Annotated in this window: 24 protein-coding genes and 1 tRNA gene; 10 read left to right on the top strand and 15 right to left on the bottom strand. The window is 72.0% G+C overall.

Features of this window, described 5'->3' with window-relative positions:
* The first annotated feature begins 142 nt into the window (after positions 1 to 142).
* Entirely contained in the window at positions 143 to 934 is a 792-nt protein-coding gene (locus AC07A6_RS11145) for a MerR family transcriptional regulator (RefSeq protein ID WP_478776923.1), read from the top strand.
* Here AC07A6_RS11145 and AC07A6_RS11140 read toward each other — a convergent pair.
* Positions 916 to 1,719: an exodeoxyribonuclease III gene (locus AC07A6_RS11140; RefSeq protein ID WP_478776922.1), complete on the bottom strand. Its 804-nt coding sequence runs from the start codon at positions 1,717 to 1,719 to the stop codon at positions 916 to 918. The genes AC07A6_RS11145 and AC07A6_RS11140 overlap by 19 nt on opposite strands.
* A gap of 38 nt (positions 1,720 to 1,757) precedes the next feature.
* On the opposite strand from AC07A6_RS11140, the gene AC07A6_RS11135 reads away from it, so the two are divergent.
* On the top strand, positions 1,758 to 2,264 hold the full coding sequence (locus AC07A6_RS11135) for a GNAT family N-acetyltransferase (RefSeq protein WP_478776921.1): 507 nt from the start codon (positions 1,758 to 1,760) through the stop codon (positions 2,262 to 2,264).
* 25 nt (positions 2,265 to 2,289) lie between these two features.
* On the opposite strand, the gene AC07A6_RS11130 is transcribed toward AC07A6_RS11135, so the two are convergent.
* From AC07A6_RS11130 to galU, 8 genes are all read right to left on the bottom strand, one after another.
* Positions 2,290 to 3,615 carry a CoA transferase gene (locus AC07A6_RS11130; protein ID WP_478776920.1) on the bottom strand — a complete coding sequence of 442 codons (1,326 nt, stop codon included), beginning with the start codon at positions 3,613 to 3,615 and terminating at the stop codon, positions 2,290 to 2,292.
* Positions 3,616 to 3,800: 185 nt separating this feature from the next.
* Positions 3,801 to 3,874 (bottom strand) — tRNA-Ala (locus AC07A6_RS11125).
* 78 nt (positions 3,875 to 3,952) lie between these two features.
* Positions 3,953 to 4,996 carry a divisome protein SepX/GlpR gene (sepX, locus tag AC07A6_RS11120; protein ID WP_478776919.1) on the bottom strand — a complete coding sequence of 348 codons (1,044 nt, stop codon included), beginning with the start codon at positions 4,994 to 4,996 and terminating at the stop codon, positions 3,953 to 3,955.
* 154 nt (positions 4,997 to 5,150) lie between these two features.
* Positions 5,151 to 5,771, bottom strand: coding sequence for a GNAT family N-acetyltransferase (locus AC07A6_RS11115; RefSeq protein WP_362459288.1), 621 nt, complete (start codon positions 5,769 to 5,771; stop codon positions 5,151 to 5,153).
* A 17-nt stretch (positions 5,772 to 5,788) separates the two neighbouring features.
* Entirely contained in the window at positions 5,789 to 6,292 is a 504-nt protein-coding gene (locus AC07A6_RS11110) for a MogA/MoaB family molybdenum cofactor biosynthesis protein (RefSeq protein WP_362459373.1), read from the bottom strand.
* A 110-nt stretch (positions 6,293 to 6,402) separates the two neighbouring features.
* Positions 6,403 to 6,882 carry a cyclic pyranopterin monophosphate synthase MoaC gene (moaC, locus tag AC07A6_RS11105; protein ID WP_007264601.1) on the bottom strand — a complete coding sequence of 160 codons (480 nt, stop codon included), beginning with the start codon at positions 6,880 to 6,882 and terminating at the stop codon, positions 6,403 to 6,405.
* A gap of 80 nt (positions 6,883 to 6,962) precedes the next feature.
* On the bottom strand, positions 6,963 to 8,318 hold the full coding sequence (glp, locus tag AC07A6_RS11100; protein WP_362459292.1) for a molybdotransferase-like divisome protein Glp: 1,356 nt from the start codon (positions 8,316 to 8,318) through the stop codon (positions 6,963 to 6,965).
* A gap of 4 nt (positions 8,319 to 8,322) precedes the next feature.
* Complete coding sequence (galU, locus tag AC07A6_RS11095) at positions 8,323 to 9,225, bottom strand: UTP--glucose-1-phosphate uridylyltransferase GalU (protein WP_125818495.1); 903 nt, start codon at positions 9,223 to 9,225, stop codon at positions 8,323 to 8,325.
* A 94-nt stretch (positions 9,226 to 9,319) separates the two neighbouring features.
* On the opposite strand from galU, the gene AC07A6_RS11090 reads away from it, so the two are divergent.
* On the top strand, positions 9,320 to 9,946 hold the full coding sequence (locus AC07A6_RS11090) for a 5-formyltetrahydrofolate cyclo-ligase (protein ID WP_362459298.1): 627 nt from the start codon (positions 9,320 to 9,322) through the stop codon (positions 9,944 to 9,946).
* A 48-nt stretch (positions 9,947 to 9,994) separates the two neighbouring features.
* Here AC07A6_RS11090 and AC07A6_RS11085 read toward each other — a convergent pair whose 3' ends face one another.
* Positions 9,995 to 12,976: a penicillin acylase family protein gene (locus tag AC07A6_RS11085; protein WP_478776918.1), complete on the bottom strand. Its 2,982-nt coding sequence runs from the start codon at positions 12,974 to 12,976 to the stop codon at positions 9,995 to 9,997.
* A 281-nt stretch (positions 12,977 to 13,257) separates the two neighbouring features.
* On the opposite strand from AC07A6_RS11085, the gene AC07A6_RS11080 reads away from it, so the two are divergent.
* The 7 genes from AC07A6_RS11080 to mscL all read left to right on the top strand — a co-directional run bounded on the left by AC07A6_RS11080 (position 13,258) and on the right by mscL (position 19,815).
* The gene (locus AC07A6_RS11080) at positions 13,258 to 14,718 is read left to right on the top strand and encodes a potassium/proton antiporter (protein WP_478776917.1); all 1,461 of its coding nucleotides are present in this window, start codon (positions 13,258 to 13,260) and stop codon (positions 14,716 to 14,718) included.
* A gap of 415 nt (positions 14,719 to 15,133) precedes the next feature.
* Positions 15,134 to 16,444, top strand: coding sequence for an MFS transporter (locus tag AC07A6_RS11075; RefSeq protein ID WP_478776916.1), 1,311 nt, complete (start codon positions 15,134 to 15,136; stop codon positions 16,442 to 16,444).
* Positions 16,445 to 16,511: 67 nt separating this feature from the next.
* Positions 16,512 to 16,826: an FmdB family zinc ribbon protein gene (locus tag AC07A6_RS11070; protein WP_478776915.1), complete on the top strand. Its 315-nt coding sequence runs from the start codon at positions 16,512 to 16,514 to the stop codon at positions 16,824 to 16,826.
* An 85-nt stretch (positions 16,827 to 16,911) separates the two neighbouring features.
* Entirely contained in the window at positions 16,912 to 17,745 is an 834-nt protein-coding gene (locus tag AC07A6_RS11065) for an S-methyl-5'-thioadenosine phosphorylase (RefSeq protein WP_478776914.1), read from the top strand.
* 164 nt (positions 17,746 to 17,909) lie between these two features.
* Positions 17,910 to 18,467, top strand: coding sequence for a carboxymuconolactone decarboxylase family protein (locus AC07A6_RS11060; protein ID WP_362459311.1), 558 nt, complete (start codon positions 17,910 to 17,912; stop codon positions 18,465 to 18,467).
* A gap of 256 nt (positions 18,468 to 18,723) precedes the next feature.
* The gene (locus AC07A6_RS11055; protein WP_478776913.1) at positions 18,724 to 19,182 is read left to right on the top strand and encodes a hypothetical protein; all 459 of its coding nucleotides are present in this window, start codon (positions 18,724 to 18,726) and stop codon (positions 19,180 to 19,182) included.
* A 123-nt stretch (positions 19,183 to 19,305) separates the two neighbouring features.
* Complete coding sequence (gene mscL / locus AC07A6_RS11050) at positions 19,306 to 19,815, top strand: large conductance mechanosensitive channel protein MscL (protein ID WP_362459317.1); 510 nt, start codon at positions 19,306 to 19,308, stop codon at positions 19,813 to 19,815.
* 13 nt (positions 19,816 to 19,828) lie between these two features.
* Here the strand turns inward: mscL and AC07A6_RS11045 are convergent, their stop codons facing one another.
* The 5 genes from AC07A6_RS11045 to AC07A6_RS11025 form a co-directional block, all read right to left on the bottom strand.
* Positions 19,829 to 20,050: a hypothetical protein gene (locus AC07A6_RS11045; protein ID WP_362459320.1), complete on the bottom strand. Its 222-nt coding sequence runs from the start codon at positions 20,048 to 20,050 to the stop codon at positions 19,829 to 19,831.
* 103 nt (positions 20,051 to 20,153) lie between these two features.
* Entirely contained in the window at positions 20,154 to 21,581 is a 1,428-nt protein-coding gene (locus tag AC07A6_RS11040; protein ID WP_478776912.1) for a NarK family nitrate/nitrite MFS transporter, read from the bottom strand.
* Positions 21,582 to 21,583: 2 nt separating this feature from the next.
* Positions 21,584 to 21,952 carry a hypothetical protein gene (locus tag AC07A6_RS11035; protein ID WP_478776911.1) on the bottom strand — a complete coding sequence of 123 codons (369 nt, stop codon included), beginning with the start codon at positions 21,950 to 21,952 and terminating at the stop codon, positions 21,584 to 21,586.
* Positions 21,949 to 22,608 (bottom strand): QcrA and Rieske domain-containing protein, encoded by a 660-nt coding sequence (locus AC07A6_RS11030; RefSeq protein ID WP_362459329.1) that lies wholly within the window; start codon positions 22,606 to 22,608, stop codon positions 21,949 to 21,951. The genes AC07A6_RS11035 and AC07A6_RS11030 overlap by 4 nt, the downstream gene beginning before the upstream one ends.
* The gene (locus tag AC07A6_RS11025; RefSeq protein ID WP_042801027.1) at positions 22,605 to 23,204 is read right to left on the bottom strand and encodes a 4Fe-4S dicluster domain-containing protein; all 600 of its coding nucleotides are present in this window, start codon (positions 23,202 to 23,204) and stop codon (positions 22,605 to 22,607) included. Before AC07A6_RS11025 ends, AC07A6_RS11030 begins: the two co-directional genes overlap by 4 nt.
* Positions 23,205 to 23,209: the final 5 nt, after the last annotated feature.

Below are 23,209 nucleotides of genomic sequence, written 5' to 3'. Positions count from 1 at the left end.
ACCCATGGGTAGGGGTCGCGCCGGGAAAGTTACCGCGAGTACTCCCGACGGACGCCCCGCGTACCGGCCCCGGCGTGATCCACAGGACACCCCCTAGGCTGCGGGTGTGCAGAGACCGGCGACGAGAGGGGCGCGGCCCGCCGTGGAGACCGTGGAGCCCGTGGAGCGCGAGGGCGGGCGCGAGTACCGGACGGAGGAACTGGCCGAGGCGGCCGGCATCCCGGTCCGCACCCTGCGTTTCTACCGCGAGCGCAAGCTGCTCCCGCCGCCGCGCCGCGAGGGCCGCATCGCCTGGTACGACGAACGCCACCTGGCCCGGCTGCGCACGATCGCCGCCCTGCTGGACCGCGGCCACACCCTCGGCGGCATCGCCGAGCTGACCGCCGCCTTCGAGAAGGGCCGCGACGTCGGCCAGCTCGGCGAGCTGCTCGGGATCGGCGGGTCGGAGGAGACCCCGGTCCGGCTCTCGCCCGAGGTGCTGGCCGACTACTTCGAGGGCGAGGTCACCCCGGAGAACCTGGCGGCCGCGCTCGACCTCGGCTACGTCGCCACCGACGGCGAGGAGATCGTGCACGTCAGCCGGCGCCTGCTGGACGTCTCCTCGGCACTGGTACGCGAAGGCGTGCCGCTGTCGGCGGTGCTGGAGACGGGCCGCCGGGTCCGCGAGCACGCGGACGCGCTGGCGGAGCTGTTCACCGGGCTGATCTCCGCCCACCTCGGGCAGGACGCCGTCACCCGGCTGCGCCCGCTGGCCAAGAGCGTGGTCGAGGCGGAGCTCACGATGGCGATGGACCGCCTGCACCAGCAGCACGCCCGGCCGCCCGGGCCCGATCAGCCCCACGATCCCCAGACGCCCCAGACGCCGCAGCCGCCCCCGGCCCCGCAGGGCCCCGCAGCCGCAGCCGCCCCGGCCCCTCAGACGCCCAGCTCGTAGACCACCGTCACCGGCGCGTGGTCCGACCACCGCTCGGGGTGCGTCTCGGCGCGCTCGACGAAGGCCTTCACGGCCTTCGCCGCCAGCCCCGGGCTCGCCACCTGGAGGTCGATGCGCCATCCCGCGTCGTTGTCGAAGGCCCGGCCCCGGTAGGACCACCAGGAGTACGGCCCCTCCGTGTCCGGGTGCAGCCCGCGCACGACGTCGACGTAGCCGGCCTCCGCGTACACCTTCCCCAACCACTCCCGCTCCTCCGGCAGGAAGCCCGCGTTCTTGCGGTTGGTCTTCCAGTTCTTGAGGTCGGCCTCCTGGTGGCAGATGTTCCAGTCGCCGCACACCACGACCTCCCGCCCGTCGGCGGCGGCCCGCGCCTTCAGCTCCCCGAGGTAGCCGAGGAACTCCTCCATGAACCGGTACTTCTCGTCCTGCTTCGCGGTGCCCGCCTCCCCGGACGGCAGGTACAGGCTCGCCACGGTGACGCCCGGCAGGTCGGCCTCGATGTAGCGGCCCGAGGCGTCGAACTCGTCACTGCCGAAGCCCACCCGCACCCGTTCGGGCTCGCGCCGCGTGTACAGCGCGACACCGGCCCGTCCCTTGGCGGCGGCCGGCGCGAACACGGTGTGCCAGCCCTCGGGCTCCCGGGCCTCCGCGGGGATCTGCGCCTCCTCGGCACGCACCTCCTGGAGGCACACGACGTCGGCGTCGGATCCGGCGAGCCACTCCACGAACCCCTTCTTGGCGGCGGCGCGGATCCCATTCACATTCACGGAGGTCACGGTGAGCATCCCTGCACCATAGCGGGATGGATCCGTACGATATTCGAATGTCTCACGGTATAAACATCCGCGCCGTGCCGTACGACCACCCGGACGCGGCGGCGCTCGACGCGCAGGTCCAGGTCGAGTACCAGCAGCGCTACGACGGCGAGGGCGACGCCACCTTCCTCGACCCGGCGATGTTCCTCCCGCCGAACGGCCTCTACCTGCTCGCCTACGACGACGCGGACAACCCGGTGGCCAGCGGCGCCTGGCGCCGCCAGGAGAAGAACGACGAGGGCTACTCGGACGGCGACGCCGAGATCAAGCGCATGTACGTCGTCCCGCAGGCGCGCGGCCTGGGCCTGGCCCGCCGCATCCTGGCCGAGCTGGAGACCGACGCGCTGGCAGCGGGCCGCACCCGCATGGTCCTGGAGACCGGCGACAAGCAGCCCGAGGCCATCGCCCTCTACCTCTCCTCCGGCTACGCCCTGTCCGAGAAGTTCGGCTACTACCGCGACTACCCGTCCAGCCGCTGCATGGCGAAGCCGCTCCGGGCAGCCGTCGGCTCCTGACCCCCCGCGGGGCCGTTCCACCGGTTCAGCGGCCGAGCCAGACGGCTCCGTCCGCGCCCCACCGGGACGGCCCCCGCCCCCAGTCCCCGAACGGGCTCGCGGCGTACCGCAGCACCCCGTACCCGGAATCCGCCTCGCGCAGCCACGGCTCCGGCGCGTACCCCGGTTCCGCCGCCCCCGCGGCCGGCACCTCCCGCACCAGCCACGACGCCGTCCCCGCCAGGGAGAACCGCAGCGCCCGGCCGCCGCCCTCCGCCAGCGCCCGCAGCACGCCGGCGGCCAGCAGGTACCCCGTACCGTGGTCCAGGGCCTGCGCGGGCAGCACTCCCGGCTTCCCGTCCTCGCCCGCGCACCGCGCGGCGATCCCGTACCCCGCCTGCACCAGCGAGTCGAAGCCCCGCCGCCCCGCCCAGGGCCCGCTCCATCCCCACGCGCACAGCTGCGCCACCACCAGCCGCGGGAACCGCTCCAGCAGCTCCTCCGCGCCCAGCCCGAACCGCTCCAGTGCGCCCGGCCGGTATCCCGTCACCACCACGTCGGCGGTGGCGAGGAGCCGCTCCAGCGCCGCCCGGCCGGCCGTGTCCCCGAGGTCCAGCAGCGCGGAACGCTTCCCGAAGCCGGTGTCCGCGTGCGCGTCGTCCGCCTCGCGCAGTGCCGGGGAGTCGATCCGCAGCACGTCGGCGCCCAGCAGCCCCAGCGTCCGCGTCGCGACGGGCCCGGCGATGACCCGGGTCAGGTCCAGCACCCGTACCCCGGACGCGGGCAGCGCGCCCGGCCCCGGCAGCCGGCCGCCGCCCGGGCCCCGCACCCACTCCACCAGCGGCCGCGGCTCCCCGTACTCCGGCGCGACCGCGACGGCGAGCCCGCCCTCCGCGTAGACGGCTTCCTGCGCCTCGGCGGCGCTCCGGCCCGCCAGGGCCTCCCGCACCGCTTCCGGGGTGCCGGGCACGCCGAGCGCCCGTACCAGGGCCGCCTGGTGGTGCGGGTAGTTGGCGTGGGTCCGAACCCAGCCGTCGGCCGCCCGCCAGAACCCGGACAGCGGCGCGAAGCTCACCGGCGCCCGGCCCTCCACCCGAAGGTGCCGCTCGCTGACGAACGCCGTGGCCACGGCGCCCTCGTCCACGGTGACCGCGGCCGCGTCCAGCGCCGTGCCCCCGGCCCGTACGGCGGCCAGCTCGGCCGCGGCCAGCCCGCACGCCCCGACGCAGGCCCGCGCCAATTCCCGTACCGGCAGCGGACCCTCCAGCCCGCCCGGCCCCGCGAATCCGACCCGTCCCGCCAACTCGCCGTCCCCGCCCAGCGCTTCCCACGCCTGGGCGACGGCCCCGTCCCCGTTCACCATGCGGACCATTGTCGCGATGGAGTACGCCGCCCAACCGGCCGGGTTCCCGACGCGTTTCGGCGACGGCACCGAAACACGGCCCCGAAAACGCGACTCCGGAAACACGGCCCCGAAAACGCCGAGATCCCGCCCCGCCTTGCGGCGGAACGGGATCTCGTGACGATTCCCGGTAGCTATCCGGAAACTGTCGTCTGTGGACCTGTGGGGATTTGAACCCCAGACCCCCTCGATGCGAACGAGGTGCGCTACCAGACTGCGCCACAGGCCCTTGCGACGTGTGAAACATTAGCATCCCCGCGCGGGTGCTCCAAAACGCGTTGTCCGGAGGGTCCGCGCAGGTCACCCGTCACTCGTTCGCGGCGCGCGGCCGGTCGTCGCTCTCGTACTGGTCGAAGAGCGGCGTACGGCCGAGGTCGCGGCCCCGGGGGCGGGGCGGAGCGGGCTGCGCGCCCGGGCCCGCGCCCGGGTCCGCCGGCTTCGGTACGGCCGGCTGGGCGCGCAGGCGGGGGTCGGTCGGCTCGGCGGTGCTGGAGCGGGCCGCGCTCCAGCCGTCCGGGTTGACCGGGCCGGTGGCGCGGGGGGCGACCGGGGCCGTGACGTACGTCGGCAGCGGGACCGGTACGGGCTCCCAGCTGTCGCCGCGGGCGGGGCCGCGCTCGCGTTCGCGCTGCTGGTCCACCCACTCGGCGTGGTCGGTCTGCTCGACGAGCGCCCGGCGCCCGGCTTCCTGCGGGGAGACCGGCGGGGCGGGGTCCGGTTCGGCGCCGGTGTCGGTGGCGACGGGCTCGGGCTGCGGGCGGTGGCGCTGGGGGCGGTTCTCGCGCAGGCTGCGGGCGGCCGCCTCGGCGCGCCGCCGGTCCATCGTGAACTCGTAGCGGCGCCGCTCCTGGACCCGCAGGTGCACGATGTAGGCGCTCAGCAGCAGGGCGGGGACGGCCGGGGCCCACAGGTAGCGGATCCCGCCGACGGCCGCGGCGACGGCGCCGCCGCTGAAGGCGAGGAAGAGGAGTGCCGTGGTGCGCCGGCGGCGTGCGAGCACCTGGAGGCGCTGCTGCCGGCGGACCCGTTCCGCCTCGGCGGATCTCGGCTCGGCCCTGGTCGGGGACACGCCGATGGCCCGGGCGTCGGCGTCCACGGAGTTCACCGTTTCCGTCGCCGCTTCCGGGTCCGCGTGGGGCTGGGCCTCCGCCTGATCCTCACCGCGCTCACGCAGCCCCTTGGCGTAACGGCGCTCCATTCCCGCCCGGCCGGAAAGCAGCCGGATGGCGGTGGAGAAGCGTTCCGTCGGACGTGCTTCGTTCAGCTCGTCCTGCCTCCGGAGCCACATGGGCACCAAGTAGGCGGCCCAGGCCCCGACGATGACTGCGTAGATGAGGCCGCTGCTGCTCACACCTCACACCGTAGAGGGGCGCGCCCGGAAGGATCAGCCAATTGGGCCGGTGTGTCGCACGATCCGGCTGATATCACCGACTTTTTTTGTGATTCTTCGGATCAGGTTATGGGCGAATCGACCAACAATTCGAACGCTTTTGCGATTACCTGCTTTACGGCGTGGGTGTCGGCGGCGGACTTTCCCGCTTGCGCGTGCGGTGCCAGCGGCGCAGCAGCCCCTGCGGGACCTCCTCCGCCGTCAGCGCGAAGACCAGGTGGTCGCGCCACGCCCCGTCGATGTGCAGATAACGCGGCCGCAGCCCCTCCTCGCGGAAGCCGAGCTTCTCCACGACCCGGCGGCTGGGCCCGTTCTCGGGGCGGATGCACACCTCGATCCGGTGCAGCCCGACCTTCTGGAAGCAGTGGTCCACCACGAGCGCGACCGCCGTCGGCATCACCCCGCGGCCGGCCACGTCCCGGTCCACCCAGTAGCCCACGTGGGCGGCGCACATCGAGCCCCAGGTGATCCCGGCGACCGTCAGCTGACCGACCAGCCGCCCCTGGTACTCGATGACGAAGGGCAGCATCCGGCCCGCGTTCGCCTCGGCCCGCAGATGGCGGACCATCTGTCGATATGTCGGCCTATGGATAACGGGACCCCACGGCGCGGGCGGCGGGATCGTCGCCTCCCACGGCCGCAGCCAGTCGCGGTTGCGCTGGTTGACCTCGCGCCAGGCGCGCTGGTCCCGCAGCTTTATCGGCCGGAGCGTGACATCGCCGTCCGCCAGCACCACCGGCCAGGAGGGGCCGTTCAGCTCGTGCTCCCGGGCGCCGCGTCAGGTCTGGGGTGGTCGCCGCCCCGGAGCTGGTCGACGGCGTGCGGCAGGATCCGCGAGAGCACCGCGAGGCCGTCCTTCACCCCGCCCGTCGAACCGGGCAGGTTCACGATCAGGGTGCGGCCGGCCACGCCCGCCAGGCCCCGCGACAGGGCGGCGGTGGGCACCTTGGCCAGCCCCTCCGCGCGAATGGCCTGCGGGATGCCGGGGACCTCGTAGTCCAGTACGCGGGCGGTCGCGTCCGGGGTCCGGTCGGTCGGCGAGATGCCGGTGCCGCCGGTGGTCAGGATGACGTCGTACCGGCCGGCCACGCCCTCGCGCAGCGCCTGCTCGACGGGGTCGCCGTCCGGCACCACCCGCGGGCCGTCGACCGCGAAGCCGAGCCCCTCCAGCGCCTCGGCCAGCAGCGGGCCGCCCTTGTCGGCGTACACGCCCTGCGAGGCCCGGTTCGAGGCGGTGACGACCAGGGCGCGCCCCACCGGGTGCCGCGGGGCCGCGTCCGCCTCCGCCGGCGCCGCAGCCGCCGCGTGGCTGTCGCCGTGGCTGTGGCTGTGACTGTGGCTGTGGACCTCGCCGCCGCGCGGGGGGTTCACGCGCGGGTCCAGTCGCCGGACTTGCCGCCGGTCTTCTCCTCCACCCGCACGTCGGTGATGACCGCGCCCTTGTCGACGGCCTTCACCATGTCGATCACGGTGAGGCCGGCGACGGCGACCGCGGTCAGCGCCTCCATCTCGACGCCCGTGCGGTCGGCGGTCTTGACGGTGGCGAGGATCTCGACGGCGTCGTCGGCGACCGTCAGGTCCACCTTCACCCCGGAGACCGCCAGCGGGTGGCAGAGCGGGATCAGGTCGGGGGTCTTCTTCGCCCCCATGATCCCGGCGATCCGCGCGGTGGCGAGGGCGTCGCCCTTCGGCACGCCCTCGCCGCGCAGCAGCTCGATCACCCGCGGCGAGACGAGGACGCGTCCGCTGGCGCGCGCCGTCCTGGTGGTGACGTCCTTCTCGGAGACGTCGACCATCCGGGCCGCGCCGGCCTCGTCGATGTGCGTCAGCCTGCTCTGCGTACTCATATCTGCGTGCCGCTCCCGCTCCGGGCCCCCTGGAGCCTGGGGCCTGTGTGATGCAACACGCTACCCGCACCGGCGGCCGCTCAGCCGAGCAGGATCACTTCCAGCTCGGCCCCGGGCTCCACCGAGGTGACGTCCTCCGGTACGACCATCAGCGAGTCGGCGTGCGCGAGCGCGGCGATCAGGTGCGAGCCCGATCCGCCGACCGGGGTGACGGTCCCGGCCTCGGCGTCGTACTTGCCGCGCAGGAACTGGCGGCGGGCCGCCGGGGAGCCGAGCGGCGCGTCGGCCTTCAGCACGGCGCGCACGCTGGGCCGGGACACCTCGGACTCCGGCAGGCCCATGAGCGTCCGGATCGCGGGGCGCACGAACAGCTCGAAGGAGACGTACGAGGACACCGGGTTGCCGGGCAGGGCCAGCAGCGGGGTGTGGTCGGGGCCGACGGTGCCGAAGCCCTGCGGCTTGCCGGGCTGCATGGCGAGCTTGCGGAAGTCGACGCCGCCGCCGGAGGGCCCGTCGCCGTCGCTTTCGCCGGAGCCGGCGGCTGCGGCGGTCAGGGCCTCCTTGACCACGTCGTACGCGCCGACGGAGACCCCGCCGGTGGTGACGAGCAGGTCGGCCCGGATCAGCTGGTCCTCGATGGTGGAGCGCAGGGTCTCGGCGTCGTCGGCGACCGCGCCGACGCGGTAGGCGATGGCGCCGGCGTCGCGGGCGGCGGCGGCCAGCGCGAAGCTGTTCGAGTCGTAGATCGTCCCGGCGGTCAGCGCCTCACCCGGCTGGACCAGCTCGCTGCCGGTGGACAGGACGACCACGCGCGGGCGCGGCCGGACCCGTACGGTGCCGCGTCCGATCGCGGCGAGCAGCGCGATCTGCGGTGGGCCGAGGACGGTGCCGGCCGCGAGCGCCAGGTCACCGGCCTGTACGTCGCTGCCGCGCGAGCGCACGTGCGCCCGGGCCTCGGCCGCGCGGTGGACGCGGACCTCGCCGGCCGCGCCCTCGGGTGCGGCGCTGGCCGGGGTCATGCCGGAGGCGGAGCCGCCGCCCGTGCCGCCGTCGGTCCACTCGACCGGTACGACGGCTTCCGCGCCGGGCGGCAGCGGGGCGCCGGTCATGATGCGGGCGGCCTGGCCGGGGCCGACGGTGGGCAGCTCGCCGCTGCCCGCCGCCACGTCGCCGATGACGGCGAGCACCGCGGGGAACTCCTCGCTCGCACCCTGGACGTCGGCCGTGCGGACGGCGTACCCGTCCATCGAGCTGTTGTCGAAGGGCGGCAGGGCGACGGGCACGGTGACGTCCTCGACCAGGACACAGCCCTGGGCGTCCAGCAGCTGGAGCTCGATGGGCTCCAGCGGCCGGACGGCGGCGAGTACGTCCGCGAGGTGCTCGTCCACCGACCACAGACGGTGCCGGCCGGTGTCCTGCGGTGCGGAACTGCTCAAGGTCCTACATCTCCTCCGTGACGTAACGGTGAAGCCAGGTGCGGAACTCCGGGCCCAGGTCCTCACGTTCGCACGCGAGTCGGACGATGGCCCGCAGGTAGTCCCCGCGGTCCCCGGTGTCGTAGCGGCGGCCGCGGAAGACCACGCCGTGCACCGGGCCGCCCACGCTCTCGTCGGCGGCCAGCTTCTGCAGGGCGTCGGTGAGCTGGATCTCCCCGCCGCGGCCCGGCTCGGTCTCCCGCAGTATGCCGAAGATCGCCGGGTCGAGGACATAGCGTCCGATGACCGCGTAGTTGCTGGGCGCCTCGGCGGGCTCCGGCTTCTCGACGAGGCCGGTGATCCGGACGACGCCGTCCTCGCCGGTCGGCTCGACGGCGGCGCAGCCGTAGAGGTGGACGCTGGACGGGTCGACCTCCATCAGGGCGATGACGGTGCCGCCGGTGCGGGCGTGCACGTCGACCATCTGCCGCAGCAGCGGGTCGCGCGGGTCGATCAGGTCGTCGCCGAGGAGGACGGCGAAGGGCTCGTCGCCCACGTGGGGCTCGGCGCACAGGACGGCGTGGCCGAGGCCGCGCGGGTCGCCCTGGCGGACGTAGTGCATGGTGGCCAGGTCGCTCGACTCCTGGACCTTCTTCAGCCGGTCGTCGTCACCCTTGGCGATCAGAGCCGATTCGAGCTCGTAGTTCCGGTCGAAGTGGTCCTCCAGGGCCCGCTTGTTACGGCCGGTGATCATGAGTACGTCGTCCAGCCCGGCCGAGACGGCCTCCTCGACGACGTACTGGATGGCCGGCTTGTCCACGACCGGGAGCATTTCCTTGGGGGTCGCCTTGGTCGCCGGGAGGAACCGAGTGCCGAGCCCCGCAGCCGGGATGACGGCCTTCTTGATCACTGGGTGCGACTGAGTCATGGGCAGAACGATAGTGGGTCGTACAGGAGACCCAGCGGGGTTCCGGTGAATATGTCCGACTTGATCCATATGTGAAAGGAATTGTGACGAGACTGTGGTAGAAAACCCGCCCGGGAACCACCCCTTCGTACCCGAAAAGGCCTCCCTGCGCCGGGAGCTCCTCGCCGCCCGCCGCGCCCTGCCCCCCGAGGCCCGCGACACGGCGGCCCGCGCCCTCTCCCGCTCCGCCCTCACCCTGCCCGAACTCGACGGCGCCCACACCGTCGCCGCGTACGTCTCCGTCGGCGCCGAACCGGGCACCCGCGAACTGCTCGACGCGCTGCGGGCCGCCGGCAAGCGGGTGCTGCTGCCCCTGCTGCTCCCGGACAACGACCTGGACTGGGCCGCGTACGAGGGCCCGGACAGCCTCGCCGAAGCCGCGCACCCGGGGAAGATGCGGCTGCTGGAGCCCTCCGGCACGCCGCTCGGCCCGGACGCCGTGACCGGCGCCGACGCCGTACTGCTGCCCGGGCTCGCGGTCGACGGGCGCGGGATGCGGCTCGGCCGCGGCGGAGGCTCGTACGACCGGGTGCTCGCCCGGCTGGAACGGGCCGGCGCGCACCCCGCGCTGGTGGTGCTCCTGTACGACGAAGAGGTGGTCGCGCGGGTCCCGGAGGAACCGCACGACCACCCCGTCCAGGCGGTGGCCACCCCGTCGGGGGTGGTGCGCTTCACCGCGTGATCAGCCGGCCGGCCGCCGTCGCGCTCAGGCCGGCGCCGGCGCTCGCGCTCACGGCTTGAGCGTCAGAGTCTCCTTTGTCGACTTGTCGACGGCGTCCTTCCCGAAGGACCACTCCAGCAGTTCGCCCTTGGCCCACATCTCCGTCTGGTCCGTGTACGTGCCGGCGTACGCGTGACCGGAGGCGCCGGTCAGGTTGATCCAGCGGGACTTGTCCAGGTCGCCGAGGTTGACGACCATCCGCATCGACGGCACCCAGGTGACCCCGTAGCCGCTGGAGGCGTTCCAGCCGGTCGCGTTGACGGTGGCCTCGCCGCCGCCCACGTTCCACGGGCCGCGGTTGAGGAGCCACTGCATGAAGCCCGGGCCCTCCTTGCCGATCGTCTGGTTCTTCAGCGTCAGCTGGTGCAGCCGGCCCCAGCTCCACGTCGACTGGTCCTTGCCGAGCTTGGCCGTCAGCTCCCAGCGCGCGTCCTCCATGGCCCGGGCGAAGAGCTCGTCACGGGTCTTGATCGGCTTGTCGTGGACGGTCTTCGGGGTGGCGGTCCACCACTGCGACTTCTCGTCCTTGACCAGCCGGCGGACCACCTCGAACCAGCGGTCGCCGCCGTCGGGCTGCGCCGAGTCGGGGCCGCGCGTACCGCACTCGCGGACCGTCTTGGTGAGGTCGTCGTTCGGGCCGGTGCTCTCCTCGCTGACGTTCATGCAGCTGCCCTCGACCCGCAGCTCCTTCGGCATCTTGTCGCCGAAGGCCAGCTTGAGGATGTTGCGCCAGACCGCGTTGAAGTACGCGGCCGCCGCGGAGTCGGACTCCTGCGTGTAGTTCCAGCCTTCGAGCAGCTTCTGCGCCGAGCGCACGTCCGGGTCCGAGACCTGGATCTTGGCCAGCATCGGGGTCAGCAGCGCGGCGATCTCGCTGCTGTTGTCCATCTGCATGGCGCGCATGTCGTCGGTGGAGATCTTGCCGTTGTCCTTGGTCTTCGCCTCGATGAGGTCGTTGATCCGCTGGCTCCGGGCGCCGTAGCCCCAGTCCGTGGTCAGGACGTACGGGTACTTGCCGGCGGCGGCACTCGCACCGGTGCTGTTGCTGTTGCTGTTGCCCGTGCCGGTGCTGCTGCCCGTGCCGGTGCCGGCGGGGGCAGCGCCGGCGGGGGCGGACTCGGTGACGGCCTGGTTGGCGGTGACGATGTAGCCGCGCGCCGGGTTGAGCTCCCAGGGCATCTCGTTCTGCGGGATGTAGCCGGCGTTGCCGTCCCGGCCGCCCTTCCACGCGTACTTGGGGTCCCAGCCGGGCGCCGGCAGGCGGCCGTCGCCCTGGTTGCGGATCGGGATGCGGCCGGGGGCCTGGTAGCCGATGTTGCCGTTCGCGCCCTTGTTGTCGGCGTAGATCAGGTTCTGCGAGGGGACCTCGAAGTCGGCCGCCGCGGCGCGGAAGCTGTTGAAGTCCTTGGCCCGGTTGAGCTTGAACACCGCGTCCATCGACTTGCCCGGGTCCAGGGCGGTCCAGCGCAGGGCGACGGCGTAGCCGTCGCCGCGGTCGGGGGCCGAGCTGGGAACGGGGGCGCGGGAGCCGACGGTCTCCAGCTCGTCGCTGCGGTCGGAGATCAGCGGCCCGTTGTTGGTGGTGCGGACGGTGATCTTCTTGCTCTTGCCGCCGGCGACCTTGATCTCCTCTTCACGGGTGGTGAAGGGGACGACCTTGTTGTCGTAGACGTAGCCCTCGGGACGGACCTGCTCCAGGTAGAGGTCGGTCACGTCGGCGCCGAGGTTGGTCATGCCCCAGGCGATGTCGGCGTTGTGGCCGATGACCACGCCGGGCATGCCGGAGAAGGTGTAGCCGGCCACGTCGTACTGGCACTGGGGCGATGTGGCGCGGCAGTGCAGGCCCATCTGGTACCAGACCGAGGGCAGCTGCGGGGAGAGGTGCGGGTCGTTCGCGAGGAGCGGCTTGCCGGTGGTCGTGTACTGGCCCGAGACGACCCAGGAGTTCGATCCGATGCCGCTGCCGTTGGGGCCGAGGATGGCCGGGATCTCGTCCAGGGTCTTGGCGAGGGAGCCGAGCTGCGTGCGCAGGCCGACGGTCGCGCCCTGGGCGGTGGCGTTGTCGGCGAGGCCGGTCGCGCCCGTGGCCCCGTTGGGGGTGGCCTGCGAGCCGGCACCGGGGGTGGTGCTGCTGCCCGTTCCCGTGCCGGTACCGGTGCCCGTACCCGTGCCCGTGGTGCCGTTGCCCGTGCCCCTGCCGGTGCCGGTCGAGCCGGAGCCCGGGGTGCCCTGGGGGTTGTACTTGCCACCGGAGACGGTGCCGCCCTCGACGATCGGCTTGTTCCGGTCGAAGGGGTACGGCGGGTAGAGCTCGTCGATCTGCGCCTGAGAGAGCTTGTTCGTCATCAGCGAGCGGTCGATCTCGTCCTGCATGTTGCCGCGCAGGTCCCAGGCCATCGCCTTGAGCCAGGCCACCGAGTCCACCGGCGTCCACTGCTCCGGCTTGTAGCCGTCGGTCAGCTTGAGGGCCGCGTGCTCGACGGAGAGGTCCTTGCCGGACTTCCCCTTCAGGTACGCGTTGACCCCGTCGGCGTAGGCCTGGAGGTACTTCTTCGTCTCCGGCGAGAGCTTCTTGTCGTACTCCTCCTGCGCCACGTGGCGCCAGCCGAGGGTGCGCAGGAAGGCGTCCGTCTCGACCTGGCCGGAGCCGAACATCTCCGACAGCCGGCCGGAGGTCATGTGGCGGCGGACGTCCATCTCCCAGAACCGGTCCTGGGCGTGCACGAAGCCCTGTGCGCGGAAGAGGTCCTCGTCGTTGTCTGCGTAGAGCTGCGGAATGCCGTGCTCGTCGCGCTTCACATCGACCGTCCCGGTCAGGCCTGGGACCTTGAGGGAGCCGGTCGTCTGCGGGAAGGAGGCGCGCACGGTGTCCACGCTCCAGTACGCGCCGTAGCCGAGGCCCGCCAAGAGCGCCAGGACCAAGACGAGCACGAGCAGGCGTGCGCGTCGTCCCTTCTTCTTGACGGAAGGTCCGGATTCATTGGCGGGCATCGCTGTCCTTAGAGGGGCAGGGTGGTCCTGGGGTTGCTGGGAGCAACCATAGGCGCAGGACCGCCTCCGTTGATCCGCCAGGGGTCGAGGTCCGTAGGACAGGCGGGAACCGGCGTTTCACAATGTGGTTATCGCGTAAAGAGTCCGTCAAAGATTAGGTAAGGTAACGAAGTACTTGCCGAATGCGCCGCCGGAGGAACGATCCACCAGGCACGCTCTGAGGAAAGGGCCGCCCGCTGACTGTCCACACGCTCAATGAGCTCCTGCTGGTCTGTTCGCTCGTGCTGCTCGTCGCGGTGGCGGCGGTGCGCATCTCCTCGCGCAGCGGACTCCCCAGCCTGCTCATCTACCTCGGCATAGGCATCGCGATAGGCCAGGACGGCATAGGCAACGTCGTATTCGACAACGCCGAGCTGACGCAGGTCATCGGCTACGCGGCGCTCGTCGTCATCCTCGCCGAGGGCGGTCTGGGCACCAAGTGGAAAGAGATCAAACCGGCGCTGCCGGCGGCGGTGGTCCTGTCGCTGCTCGGCGTCGCGGTCAGCGTGGGGGTCACGGCGGCCGGCGCGCACTACCTGGTGGGGCTGGAGTGGCGCCAGGCGCTGCTGATCGGCGCGGTCGTCTCCTCGACCGACGCGGCAGCGGTCTTCTCCGTACTGCGCAAGGTCCCGCTGCCGTCGCGCGTGACGGGCGTGCTGGAGGCCGAGTCGGGCTTCAACGACGCCCCCGTCGTGATCCTGGTCGTCGCCTTCGCGGCGGTCGGACCGGTGGACGAGTGGTACGTGCTGCTCGGCAAGATCGCGCTGGAGCTGGCGATCGGCGCCGGGATCGGCCTGGCGGTCGGCTTCCTGGGGGCGTACGGGCTGCGGCACGTGGCACTGCCCGCCTCCGGCCTGTACCCGATCGCGGTGATGGCGATCGCCGTGACCGCGTACGCGGCCGGCGCGATGGCGCACGGCTCCGGGTTCCTCGCGGTGTACCTGGCGGCGATGGTGCTGGGGAACGCGAAGCTGCCGCACTGGCCGGCCACGCGCGGGTTCGCGGACGGGCTCGGCTGGATCGCCCAGATCGGCATGTTCGTGCTGCTGGGCCTGCTGGTCACCCCGCACGAGCTGGTGAACGACTTCTGGCCCGCGGTGATCATCGGACTGGTGCTGACCATGGTGGCGCGGCCGCTGGAGGTCTTCGTCAGCCTGCTGCCCTTCCGGATTCCCTGGCAGGAGCAGGCCCTGATGTCGTGGGCCGGCCTGCGCGGTGCCGTGCCCATCATCCTGGCGACGATCCCGCTGGTGACCGGGATCGAGGGCAGCGACCGGGTCTTCAACATCGTCTTCGTGCTCGTGGTCGTGTACACGCTGGTGCAGGGACCGACCCTCCCGTGGCTGGCGCGCAAGCTGAACCTGCGCGACACCGACGAGGCGGCCTCCGACCTCGGGATCGAGTCGGCGCCGCTGGAGAAGCTGCGCGGGCACCTGCTGTCCTTCGCGATCCCGCCCGCCTCGCGGATGCACGGCGTGGAGGTCGGCGAGCTGCGACTGCCCGCGGGGGCGTCGGTGACGCTGGTGGTCCGGGACGCGAAGAGCTTCGTGCCGGCGCCGTCGACGGTGCTGCGGCACGGGGACGAGCTGCTGGTCGTGGCCACGGATCCGGTACGGGACGCGGCGGAGGCACGGCTGCGGGCGGTGGCGCGCGGCGGCAAGCTGGCGGGGTGGCTGGGAACCGGTGGCGGAACGTCACTCTAGGTGGCGGAGGGTGTCCGGAACGCCGCTCGACTGATCGTTTTTCGTTAGAGCGGCGCTCTAATTCGGCCATTTTCGCTGGCTTGTGACCGCGCTTGCACCCATTTCATCGGGCACGGAATGCAAAGTTCCAGTTAATCGCAGGTGAAGTCATGCCTTGTCACCGTAATCACAGGGCGTGGTAGTGGATTCCCCTGTACGATGAAGGCACACCACATCGAACCAACTCTGCCTGACGCAGAGCTGGCGCGACCGCAAAGCGGCCGTGGCTCCCTCCCGCAGTGGGCGCCCAGGTATCACTCGGTTCTGCGCAAGAGGACAGCTCTCGGGGCTCCCACATGTACGGGTGCGGTCGCTCACAAAGCGGCCCGCCGTCCGCAGACGGGGACGCTCTACCAGGCAGCGGAAAGGCCAGGCCGTGACATCCGCGGTCACGACCGACAAGTCCGCCCGACCCGGCTACGGGCAGCTGCTGCGCACGCCCGGCGCCCTCTCCTTCGTCCTCCCCGGCTTCGCCGCCCGCCTGCCGTTCGGCATGCTGACCATCAGCATCCTGCTGCTCGTCCAGCACGCCACCGGCTCCTACGGCGACGCGGGCATCGTGGCCGCCGTCACCGGCGTCTCCATGGCCCTCTTCGCGCCGGTCATGGGCAAGTTCACCGACCGCCGCGGCCAGAGCGCCGTCCTCGTGCCGGTCGTCCTCGCCCACGCCGCCGCGGTCTCCGCTCTGACCGCGCTGGCGCTCCTCGGCGCCCCGCTGTGGGCGCTCGCGCTGGCCGCCGTCCCGGCCGGCGCCTCCGTCCCGCAGGTCGGCCCGATGGTCCGGTCCCGCTGGGCGGCCAAGCTGGAGGGCTCGCCGCTGCTGCCGACGGCCGCCGCGTTCGAGTCCGTCACCGACGAGTTCACCTTCGTCGTCGGCCCGGTGCTCGCCACCGCGCTGTGCACCGGCGTCCACCCGGCCGCCGGTCTGGCGACCGAGGCGGCCCTGACCCTGCTCGGCGGCCTGTTCTTCGCCGCGCAGCGCGCCACCGAGCCGAAGGTCGCCCCGCTCGCGGCGGCCGGCGGCAAGCACCAGTCCGCGCTGTCCTTCCCGGGCCTGCGCGTCCTGATCGTCGCCTTCATCGGCATCGGCGCCGTCTTCGGCGGCATGCAGGTCTCGCTCGCCGCCTTCTCCAACGAGATCGGCAACCCGGGCGCCAACGGCCTGCTGTACGGCATCTTCGCGGCCGGCAACATGATCGCCGGCATCACCATGGGCGCCGTCGCCTGGAAGATCGGCCCGCGCCGCCGCCTGATCCTGGGCTACATGGGCCTGACCGCCGCCGCCTCGGTGCTGTGGGCGGCACACTCGATGATCCTGCTGGGTGCGCTCGGCCTGGTCGTCGGCCTGTGCATCGCCCCCGCGCTGATCACCGGCTACACGATGATCGAGCAGCTGGTCCCGGCCGCCTCGCGGACCGAGGCCTTCACCTGGCTGACCGGAGCGGTCGCGTTCGGGCAGGCCGGCGCCGTGACCCTGGCCGGCCGTCTGACGGACGCGCACGGGTCCTCGTACGGCTTCCTGGTGCCGCTGGTGGCCACGGCCCTGGCCCTGGTCACGCTGGTGGCGCTGCGCGCGAAGCTGGCGCCGAAGGCGCCGAGCCGGATCGTGAACTCGTCCGCGCCGGCTGCCCGCAACGCGGCGAACGAGCGTGGGATCGGTCACCGCACGCCCGTGACGGTGGACTGATCCGCCGGAATACGTCACCATGGAGCGTCGTTAGCACTCATTGAGTCAGAGTGCCAGGAGGAAATTCGTGCCGACCTACCAGTACCAGTGCACCGAGTGCGGTGAGGGCCTTGAGGCCGTGCAGAAGTTCACCGATGAGGCACTGACCGTGTGCCCGAGCTGCGACGGACGCCTGAAGAAGGTGTTCTCCGCGGTCGGCATCGTCTTCAAGGGCTCCGGTTTCTACCGGAACGACAGCCGTGGCGCCTCGTCGAGCAGCACCCCTGCCTCGAAGTCGTCCTCGTCGTCCACGACGACGTCGACCGCTGCCGCCGCCCCTGCCGCTTCGACCTCCTCGGCGACCTCGAGCACGGGCAGCAGCAGCTCCACCTCGGCTGCCTGATCCCGCAGTACGTCTCCGCTTTCCGCAAGGCCCCGCCGCCCTTCTGGGCGGCGGGGCCTTGTGCATCCCCCGTTAGGGTGAGGCCATGGTGAACGCAGAGATCGGTGTAATCGGCGGGTCGGGCTTCTACTCCTTCCTCGAGGACGTCTCCGAGATCCAGGTGGAGACGCCGTACGGGCCTCCGAGCGACTCCCTGTACGTGGGTGAGCTGGCCGGACGCCAGGTGGCGTTCCTGCCGCGGCACGGGCGCAGCCACACCGTGCCGCCCCACAAGATCAACTACCGGGCCAACCTGTGGGCGCTGCGCTCGGTCGGCGTCCGCCAGGTGCTGGGCCCCTGCGCGGTCGGCGGCCTGCAGGCGGAGTACGGGCCCGGCACGCTGCTGGTGCCGGACCAGCTGGTCGACCGTACGAAGGCGCGCGCGCAGACCTTCTTCGACGGTGAGCCGCTGCCGGACGGGACCGTTCCGAACGTCGTGCACACCACCTTCGCCGACCCGTACTGCCCCGTGGGCCGGTCGGTGGCGCTCGCGGCGGCGCGGGGACGGGAGTGGGAGCCGGTGGACGGCGGCACCATGGTCGTCATCGAGGGGCCGCGGTTCTCGACGCGGGCGGAGTCGCGGTGGCACGCGGCGGCCGGCTGGTCGGTGGTGGGCATGACCGGGCACCCGGAGGCGGTGCTCGCTCGTGAGCTGGGGCTCTGCTACACCTCGATGGCCCTGGTCACGGACCTGGACGCGGGCGCCGAGACGGGCGAGGGCGTTTCCCACACGGAGGTCCTCAAGGTGTTCGGCGAGAACGTCAGCCGGCTGCGCGAGGTCCTCTTCGACGCGGTGGCGGCGCTGCCGCGGACCGAGGACCGCGACTGCCTGTGCACCCACGTCCACGACGGCTGGGACCTGGGCATCGAACTGCCGTAGCGGCGGCCGAGGGCCGGTGGAGCCCCTCGGGCGGCTCCACCGTGCGGCGCCGGGCGGCGCCCGGGCGAAAAAAATGACTTCCGGGGCGGTGTCACATTCTGCGGGGCTGTCCTGTCTCCATGGCGAAGGGGTCAACGGGACCCCCGAGCCGGAAGAGGCCCGTCATGCCGCGCATCTCGCTCACCCCGCCCCGCACGCTGCTCATGCGCATCGGCGCCTGGTACTCGCGCCGCACCTACGGCAAGGTGCTGGACCCGGGTCAGGCGTACGGGCACAACTCGCGCGTGCTGTTCTCGTACGTGCGCATGGAGCAGCAGGCGGCCAAGTGGAACAAGCTCGACGCCGGCCTCAAGCACTTGGCGGTGATGGCTTCGGCCGCGCGCATCAACTGCTCGTGGTGCATGGACTTCGGCTACTGGGAGGGGCACGAGAAGGGGCTCTCGCCGGAGAAGATCGAGCGGGTGCCGCGGTGGCGGGAGTCGCGCGAGGTGTTCACCGAGCTGGAACTGCTGGTCATGGAGTACGCCGAGGCGATGACCGAGACCGAGCCGTCGGTCACGGACGAGCTGGCTGCCGAGCTGATCGGCCGGCTCGGTGAGGCGGCGTTCGTCGAGCTCACGGCCATGGTCGCGCTGGAGAACTGGCGTTCGCGGGTGAACAGCGCCTTCGGTCTGACCAGCCAGGGGTTCTCGGAGGCCTGCCAGGTGCCGACCGGGCGCTGACACCTGAGGGTGACGGCGTTGTCCACAGCCTGGGGATTGTCCACAGGCCGGAGCGGGCTCTGGCGGGGCGGCGGATCGTGGGGAAGGTCCGGGCACTGGGCCCGGACGCCGGACCACGACCAGCTTGGCGGTGCCCCTCATGTCCAGGACCTCTCCCCCGTTCCCCGTTTCCTCGTCTTCGCTCGCTTCCCGCACCTCCCCCGCTTCCCCGGGCTCGCGTCCCGTCTGTTCTTCCACGTGTCCCCCGGCGCGCCCGGTGCCTTCCTTTCCCCCGCTCCGGGTGGGCCGGGCCGGAGGGCGGCTGCGGCGGGCGGTGCGGCGCAGGCGTCGGGTCGTCTCGGCCGGGCTGGCCGTGGTGGCGGCCGCCCTGGCGGTGGGCGGGACGGAGGCCCGGGCCTCCCGGGGCGCCCCCTCTCCCGCGCCGGTGGTGAAGCCGGCGCCCGCGGCTGTGCGGATGGTGTCGGCGCCCGTGCGCATCGCGGATGCCGGGACGGTGCGGCTGTTGCGGCCCGGTGACAGGGTCGACGTGGTGGCGGCGGAGCGCACGGGGTCGCCGCGGGTGGTGGCGGCGGGTGCCCGGGTGGCTGAAGTGCCCCCCGTGGAAGCGGGTGCCGGGGACGGCGGGGCTCTGGTGGTGCTGTCCGTGCCCCGGGACACGGCGCGTGCCCTCGTGGGGGCGGGCGCGGTGGCGCGACTGGCGGTGACGGTGTGCTGATTCGCACTGAGGAGCAGTCAAGTCGCCCTGGAGGGGGCGCTGATTGGACACGCCGGGCCGTGCCTGCCGTAGCTTTCGGAACCGTTGGCTCCGTCTACAGCAGGCACAAGGAAAGGCTCAGTGGTGAGCGAGAAGAAGAAGGAGAGCGTACTGGCGGGCTTCAAGGCCTTCCTGATGCGCGGGAACGTGGTCGACCTGGCCGTGGCCGTGGTCATCGGCGCGGCGTTCACGAACATCGTGAACTCCATCGTCAAGGGCATCATCAGCCCTCTCGTGGGCGCCATCGGCACCAAGAACCTGGATGTCTACACCTCGTGTCTGAAGGCACCCTGTGGGGTCGACGCGAAGGGCGAGCCGACCGGCGTCAACATCATGTGGGGTTCGGTGCTGAACGCGGCGCTCAGCTTCCTGATCACCGCGGCGGTCGTGTACTTCCTGATGGTCCTGCCCATGGCGAAGTACCTCGCCAAGGTGGAGGCGCGCCGCAAGGCGAAGGAGGGCGTGCAGGAGAGCATGGAGATCACCGAGCTGGAGGTGCTCAAGGACATCCGCGACGTCCTGGTCGCGCAGCGGAGCGGGAACGGCGAGGGCGGCCGGGTGCAGGGGACGCCGGGGGCGCGCGACGCCTTCTGACGGCCGCGGAGGGTCAGATGTGGTGCGGGGGCTTCTCGTCGAGGAAGCGCGCCAGGTCGGCCGCGCTTCCTCCGGCGGGCGGCCGCTCGCCCCAGCCGCGGTCGGTGTCGTCCGAGGACTGCTGGTCCAGCGGGTCGTCGAAGACGAGCTTCGGCCTGGGCTTCGGCTTCGTCTCGGGCTTCGCCCCGGCGTCGGGCTTCGGGGACTGCGGGTCGGAGGCGGGGGCGGTGCTCATGCCCCAAGGGTACGGCCGCCCGCGCCCCCGGCCCCGGTCTGTGTCACGACCGCTGCCGCTGCCGCCGGCACCGGCGCCGGCGCCGGCACCGGCGCCGGCCGGGTCAGCTGGGGGCCTCCGCGCCCTTGCGAGCGTAGAACCACCAGCAGACCGCGAGGCAGGTCGCGTAGAAGCCGATGAAGAGCCACAGCGCGTGGGTGACCGCCATGGCGGCGAACATCGCGGGGATGAAGAAGAAGCCGTAGGCGGCGATGGCGGAGGAGAAGCCGGTGACGGCGCCCGCCTCCATCTCCGACTGCTTCAGCGCGGCCGCCTGCGCCTGGGGGCCCTGGCCCTCCACCTGGCGCATGTGCTGCTCGCGGAAGATCACCGGGATCTGCCGGAAGGTCGAGCCGTTGCCCAGTCCGGAGAAGGCGAAGGCCGCCAGGAAGCCGATGAAGAACGCCCAGAAGCTCCCCTGGTCGCCGCCGGACGGCAGCGCGAAGATCACGACCACCAGGGCCGCCGCCATGCCGACGAAGGACAGCATGGTCACCCTGGCTCCGCCGATCTTGTCGGAGAGCCAGCCGCCGGCCCAGCGCATGAGCGCGCCGATGAACGGGCCGATCCAGGCGTAGGTGGTGGCCTGGTAGCCCTGCGTCTCGAAGTTGTTCTTGATCAGCAGGGGAAGGCCGGCGGCGAATCCGATGAAGGATCCGAAGGTGCCGACGTAGAGCCAGGTCATCAGCCAGTTGTGCTTGCGTTTGAAGATGACCTTCTGCTGGCTGAAGGGGGCCGCGGCCACCTTCAGGTCGTTCATCAGGAACCAGGCCAGCAGCGCCATGATCACCAGCAGCGGCACCCAGAGGAAGGCGCCGTTCTGGAGCCAGATGTCCGTGTTCTCCTTCGCGTCGTGCTGCGGGCCTCCCGCCGGGGCGCCGAGCACGGCGGCGGTGACCACCAGCGGCGCGACCAGCTGGACGACGCTCACGCCGAGGTTGCCGAGGCCTCCGTTGAGGCCGTTGGCGCTGCCCTTCTCCCGCTTGGGGAAGAAGAAGCCGATGTTGGCCATGGACGAGGCGAAGTTCGCGCCGCCGATGCCGCAGACGGCCGCGATGAGCGCCAGCTCCCAGTAGGGGGTGCCGGTGTCCTGGAGGGCGAAGCCCAGCCACAGCATGGGGCCGATCAGGATGAAGGTGCTGAAGGCGGTGAACTTCCGCTCGCCGAAGATCGGGCCGATGAAGGTGTAGAGGATCCGGAAGGTGCCGCCGGTGATGCCGGGGATGGCGGTCAGCCAGAACAGCTGCGACTTGGAGAAGCCGAAGCCGACGTCGTTCAGCTTGACGACGGTGACCGACCAGACCTGCCAGACCACGAAGCCGAGCATGAGCGCCGGGATGGACACCCAGAGGTTGCGCTGGGCGACCCGGCGGCCGGTGGCCCGCCAGAAGGCCTCGTCCTCGGGACGCCAGTCACCGATGGCGGCGCCGGGCTTGTAGGTCTCGGCGCGGTGCGAACGCACCGCGGACGGGGTGGGCGTGGGTATCGACATGGTCATCGGTCCTTCGGGTCGAGGAACCACAGGGCGATCACGACGAGGAAGGACAGGACCAGGAACCCCGCCCCCCACCAGGCCGTGCCGGTGTTGCCCTTCATCCACTCGTTGACGGTGACGGTCAGGGCCCAGAGCTGCCCGATCACGACCGTGAGGGCCAGGGCCAGGCGGGCGTTGAGCTTGGAGGAGCGCTCCGGTTCCTGTTCGGTGCCGGCGCCCGGGCCGGGGCCGGTGTGCCGGACGCGCGGGTCGCCGTAGCCGCTGGTGGCGCGGATCTGCGGGTACCGCTCGTGGACCGGCCGGTTCAGCCGGGGCTGGGCGCTCCCCGGGTGGTAGGCGGGGCGGGGAGGGAACTGTGCGTCGCTCATGTGCGCCTGCTTTCGTCGGCGCGGGCCGCGCCTGGGCAGCCCAGGCGCTGTGCCATCTCGATCTGGGAGTCTCCGAACTGCCGGCACAGGGCTTCCTTGGCGGGCTCCCCGGAGCGGGCGGTGGCGATGGCCCAGACGCTGCCGTCGCTCCGCTCGGTCAGGAAGATCCTCGGGAGTGGGCGGGGTGGCGGGCCCGCGGTCACCTCACCGGTGCGGGCGTCGAAGACGCCTTCGTGGCAAGGGCAGTACAGCTCTCCTTCGGGGCCGCGGTCCTCGCGCCAGAGCACGGCGCAGGCCAGATGGGTGCATACGGCGGAGTAGGCGACGAGGCTGCCGTCGCCCAGCCGGACGGCGAGGGCCCGGTCCTCGTCGCCGGGGAACCTGAAGGCCACGGACTCGCCCGGTGCGAGCTGGTCGGTGACCTTCTTGGGTTCGGGCATCGTCTCGCTGTCGCCGTGCCGGTGGAGGATGCCGGAGGCGACTCCGACCCCTCCGATGGCCAGGCCGCCGGAGACGGTGGCGACGATCCGCAGGTAGTCGCGGCGGGTGGTGAGGGAGTCGGCGCTGATCCGGTCGCGCAGCTGGTCGGCGGCGGCGTCGCCGCCGGCGTCCGGGCCCGGTCCGGAGCCGGGTGCGGGCTGCTGGGTCACGCTCATCGGACATCCACCCCATTCACCTCCACGACGGGCAGTCCGCCGGGAACGGGCCACTGGACCTTGTCTGCGGGAACGACCATCGCCACGCCGGTGGAGACGACCACGTCGCCGAAGGCGAAGGAGTCGGCGACCTGGACGCCGGGGCGTTCGGCCTGGAGCTCTTCGAGCGTTCCGTAGAAGAGGGCCCCGGTCGGGCAGACGGTGGCGCACATGGGGGCCAGGCCGTAGGCGGTGCGGTCGTAGCAGAGGTTGCACTTCATCTGGAGCTTCGCCTGGAGGTCGATCTTCGGGACGCCGAAGGGGCAGGCGTTGACGCAGTTGGCGCAGCCGATGCAGCGGGTGGTGTCGGCCTGTTGGACCACGCCGTCCGCGGTGACGAGGATGGCGTCGGCGGGGCAGACCTCGGCGCACGGCGCGACGGGGTCCTCGCAGTGCATGCAGACGGTGGGGAGCGAGGCGACGGACTGGCCGGGGTCGGTGTAGTCCAGGTGGATCATCGACTTTCCGCGGTGCGAGTCGCATTCGCGGCAGGCGGATACGCAGGCCTGACAGCCGATGCAGCGGCCGGGGTCGATGAAGATCGTGCGGCCCATCATGGCGG

The organism is Streptomyces sp. NPDC044002, assembly GCF_056434525.1.
This window is presented reverse-complemented; position numbering and strand designations above follow the sequence as displayed.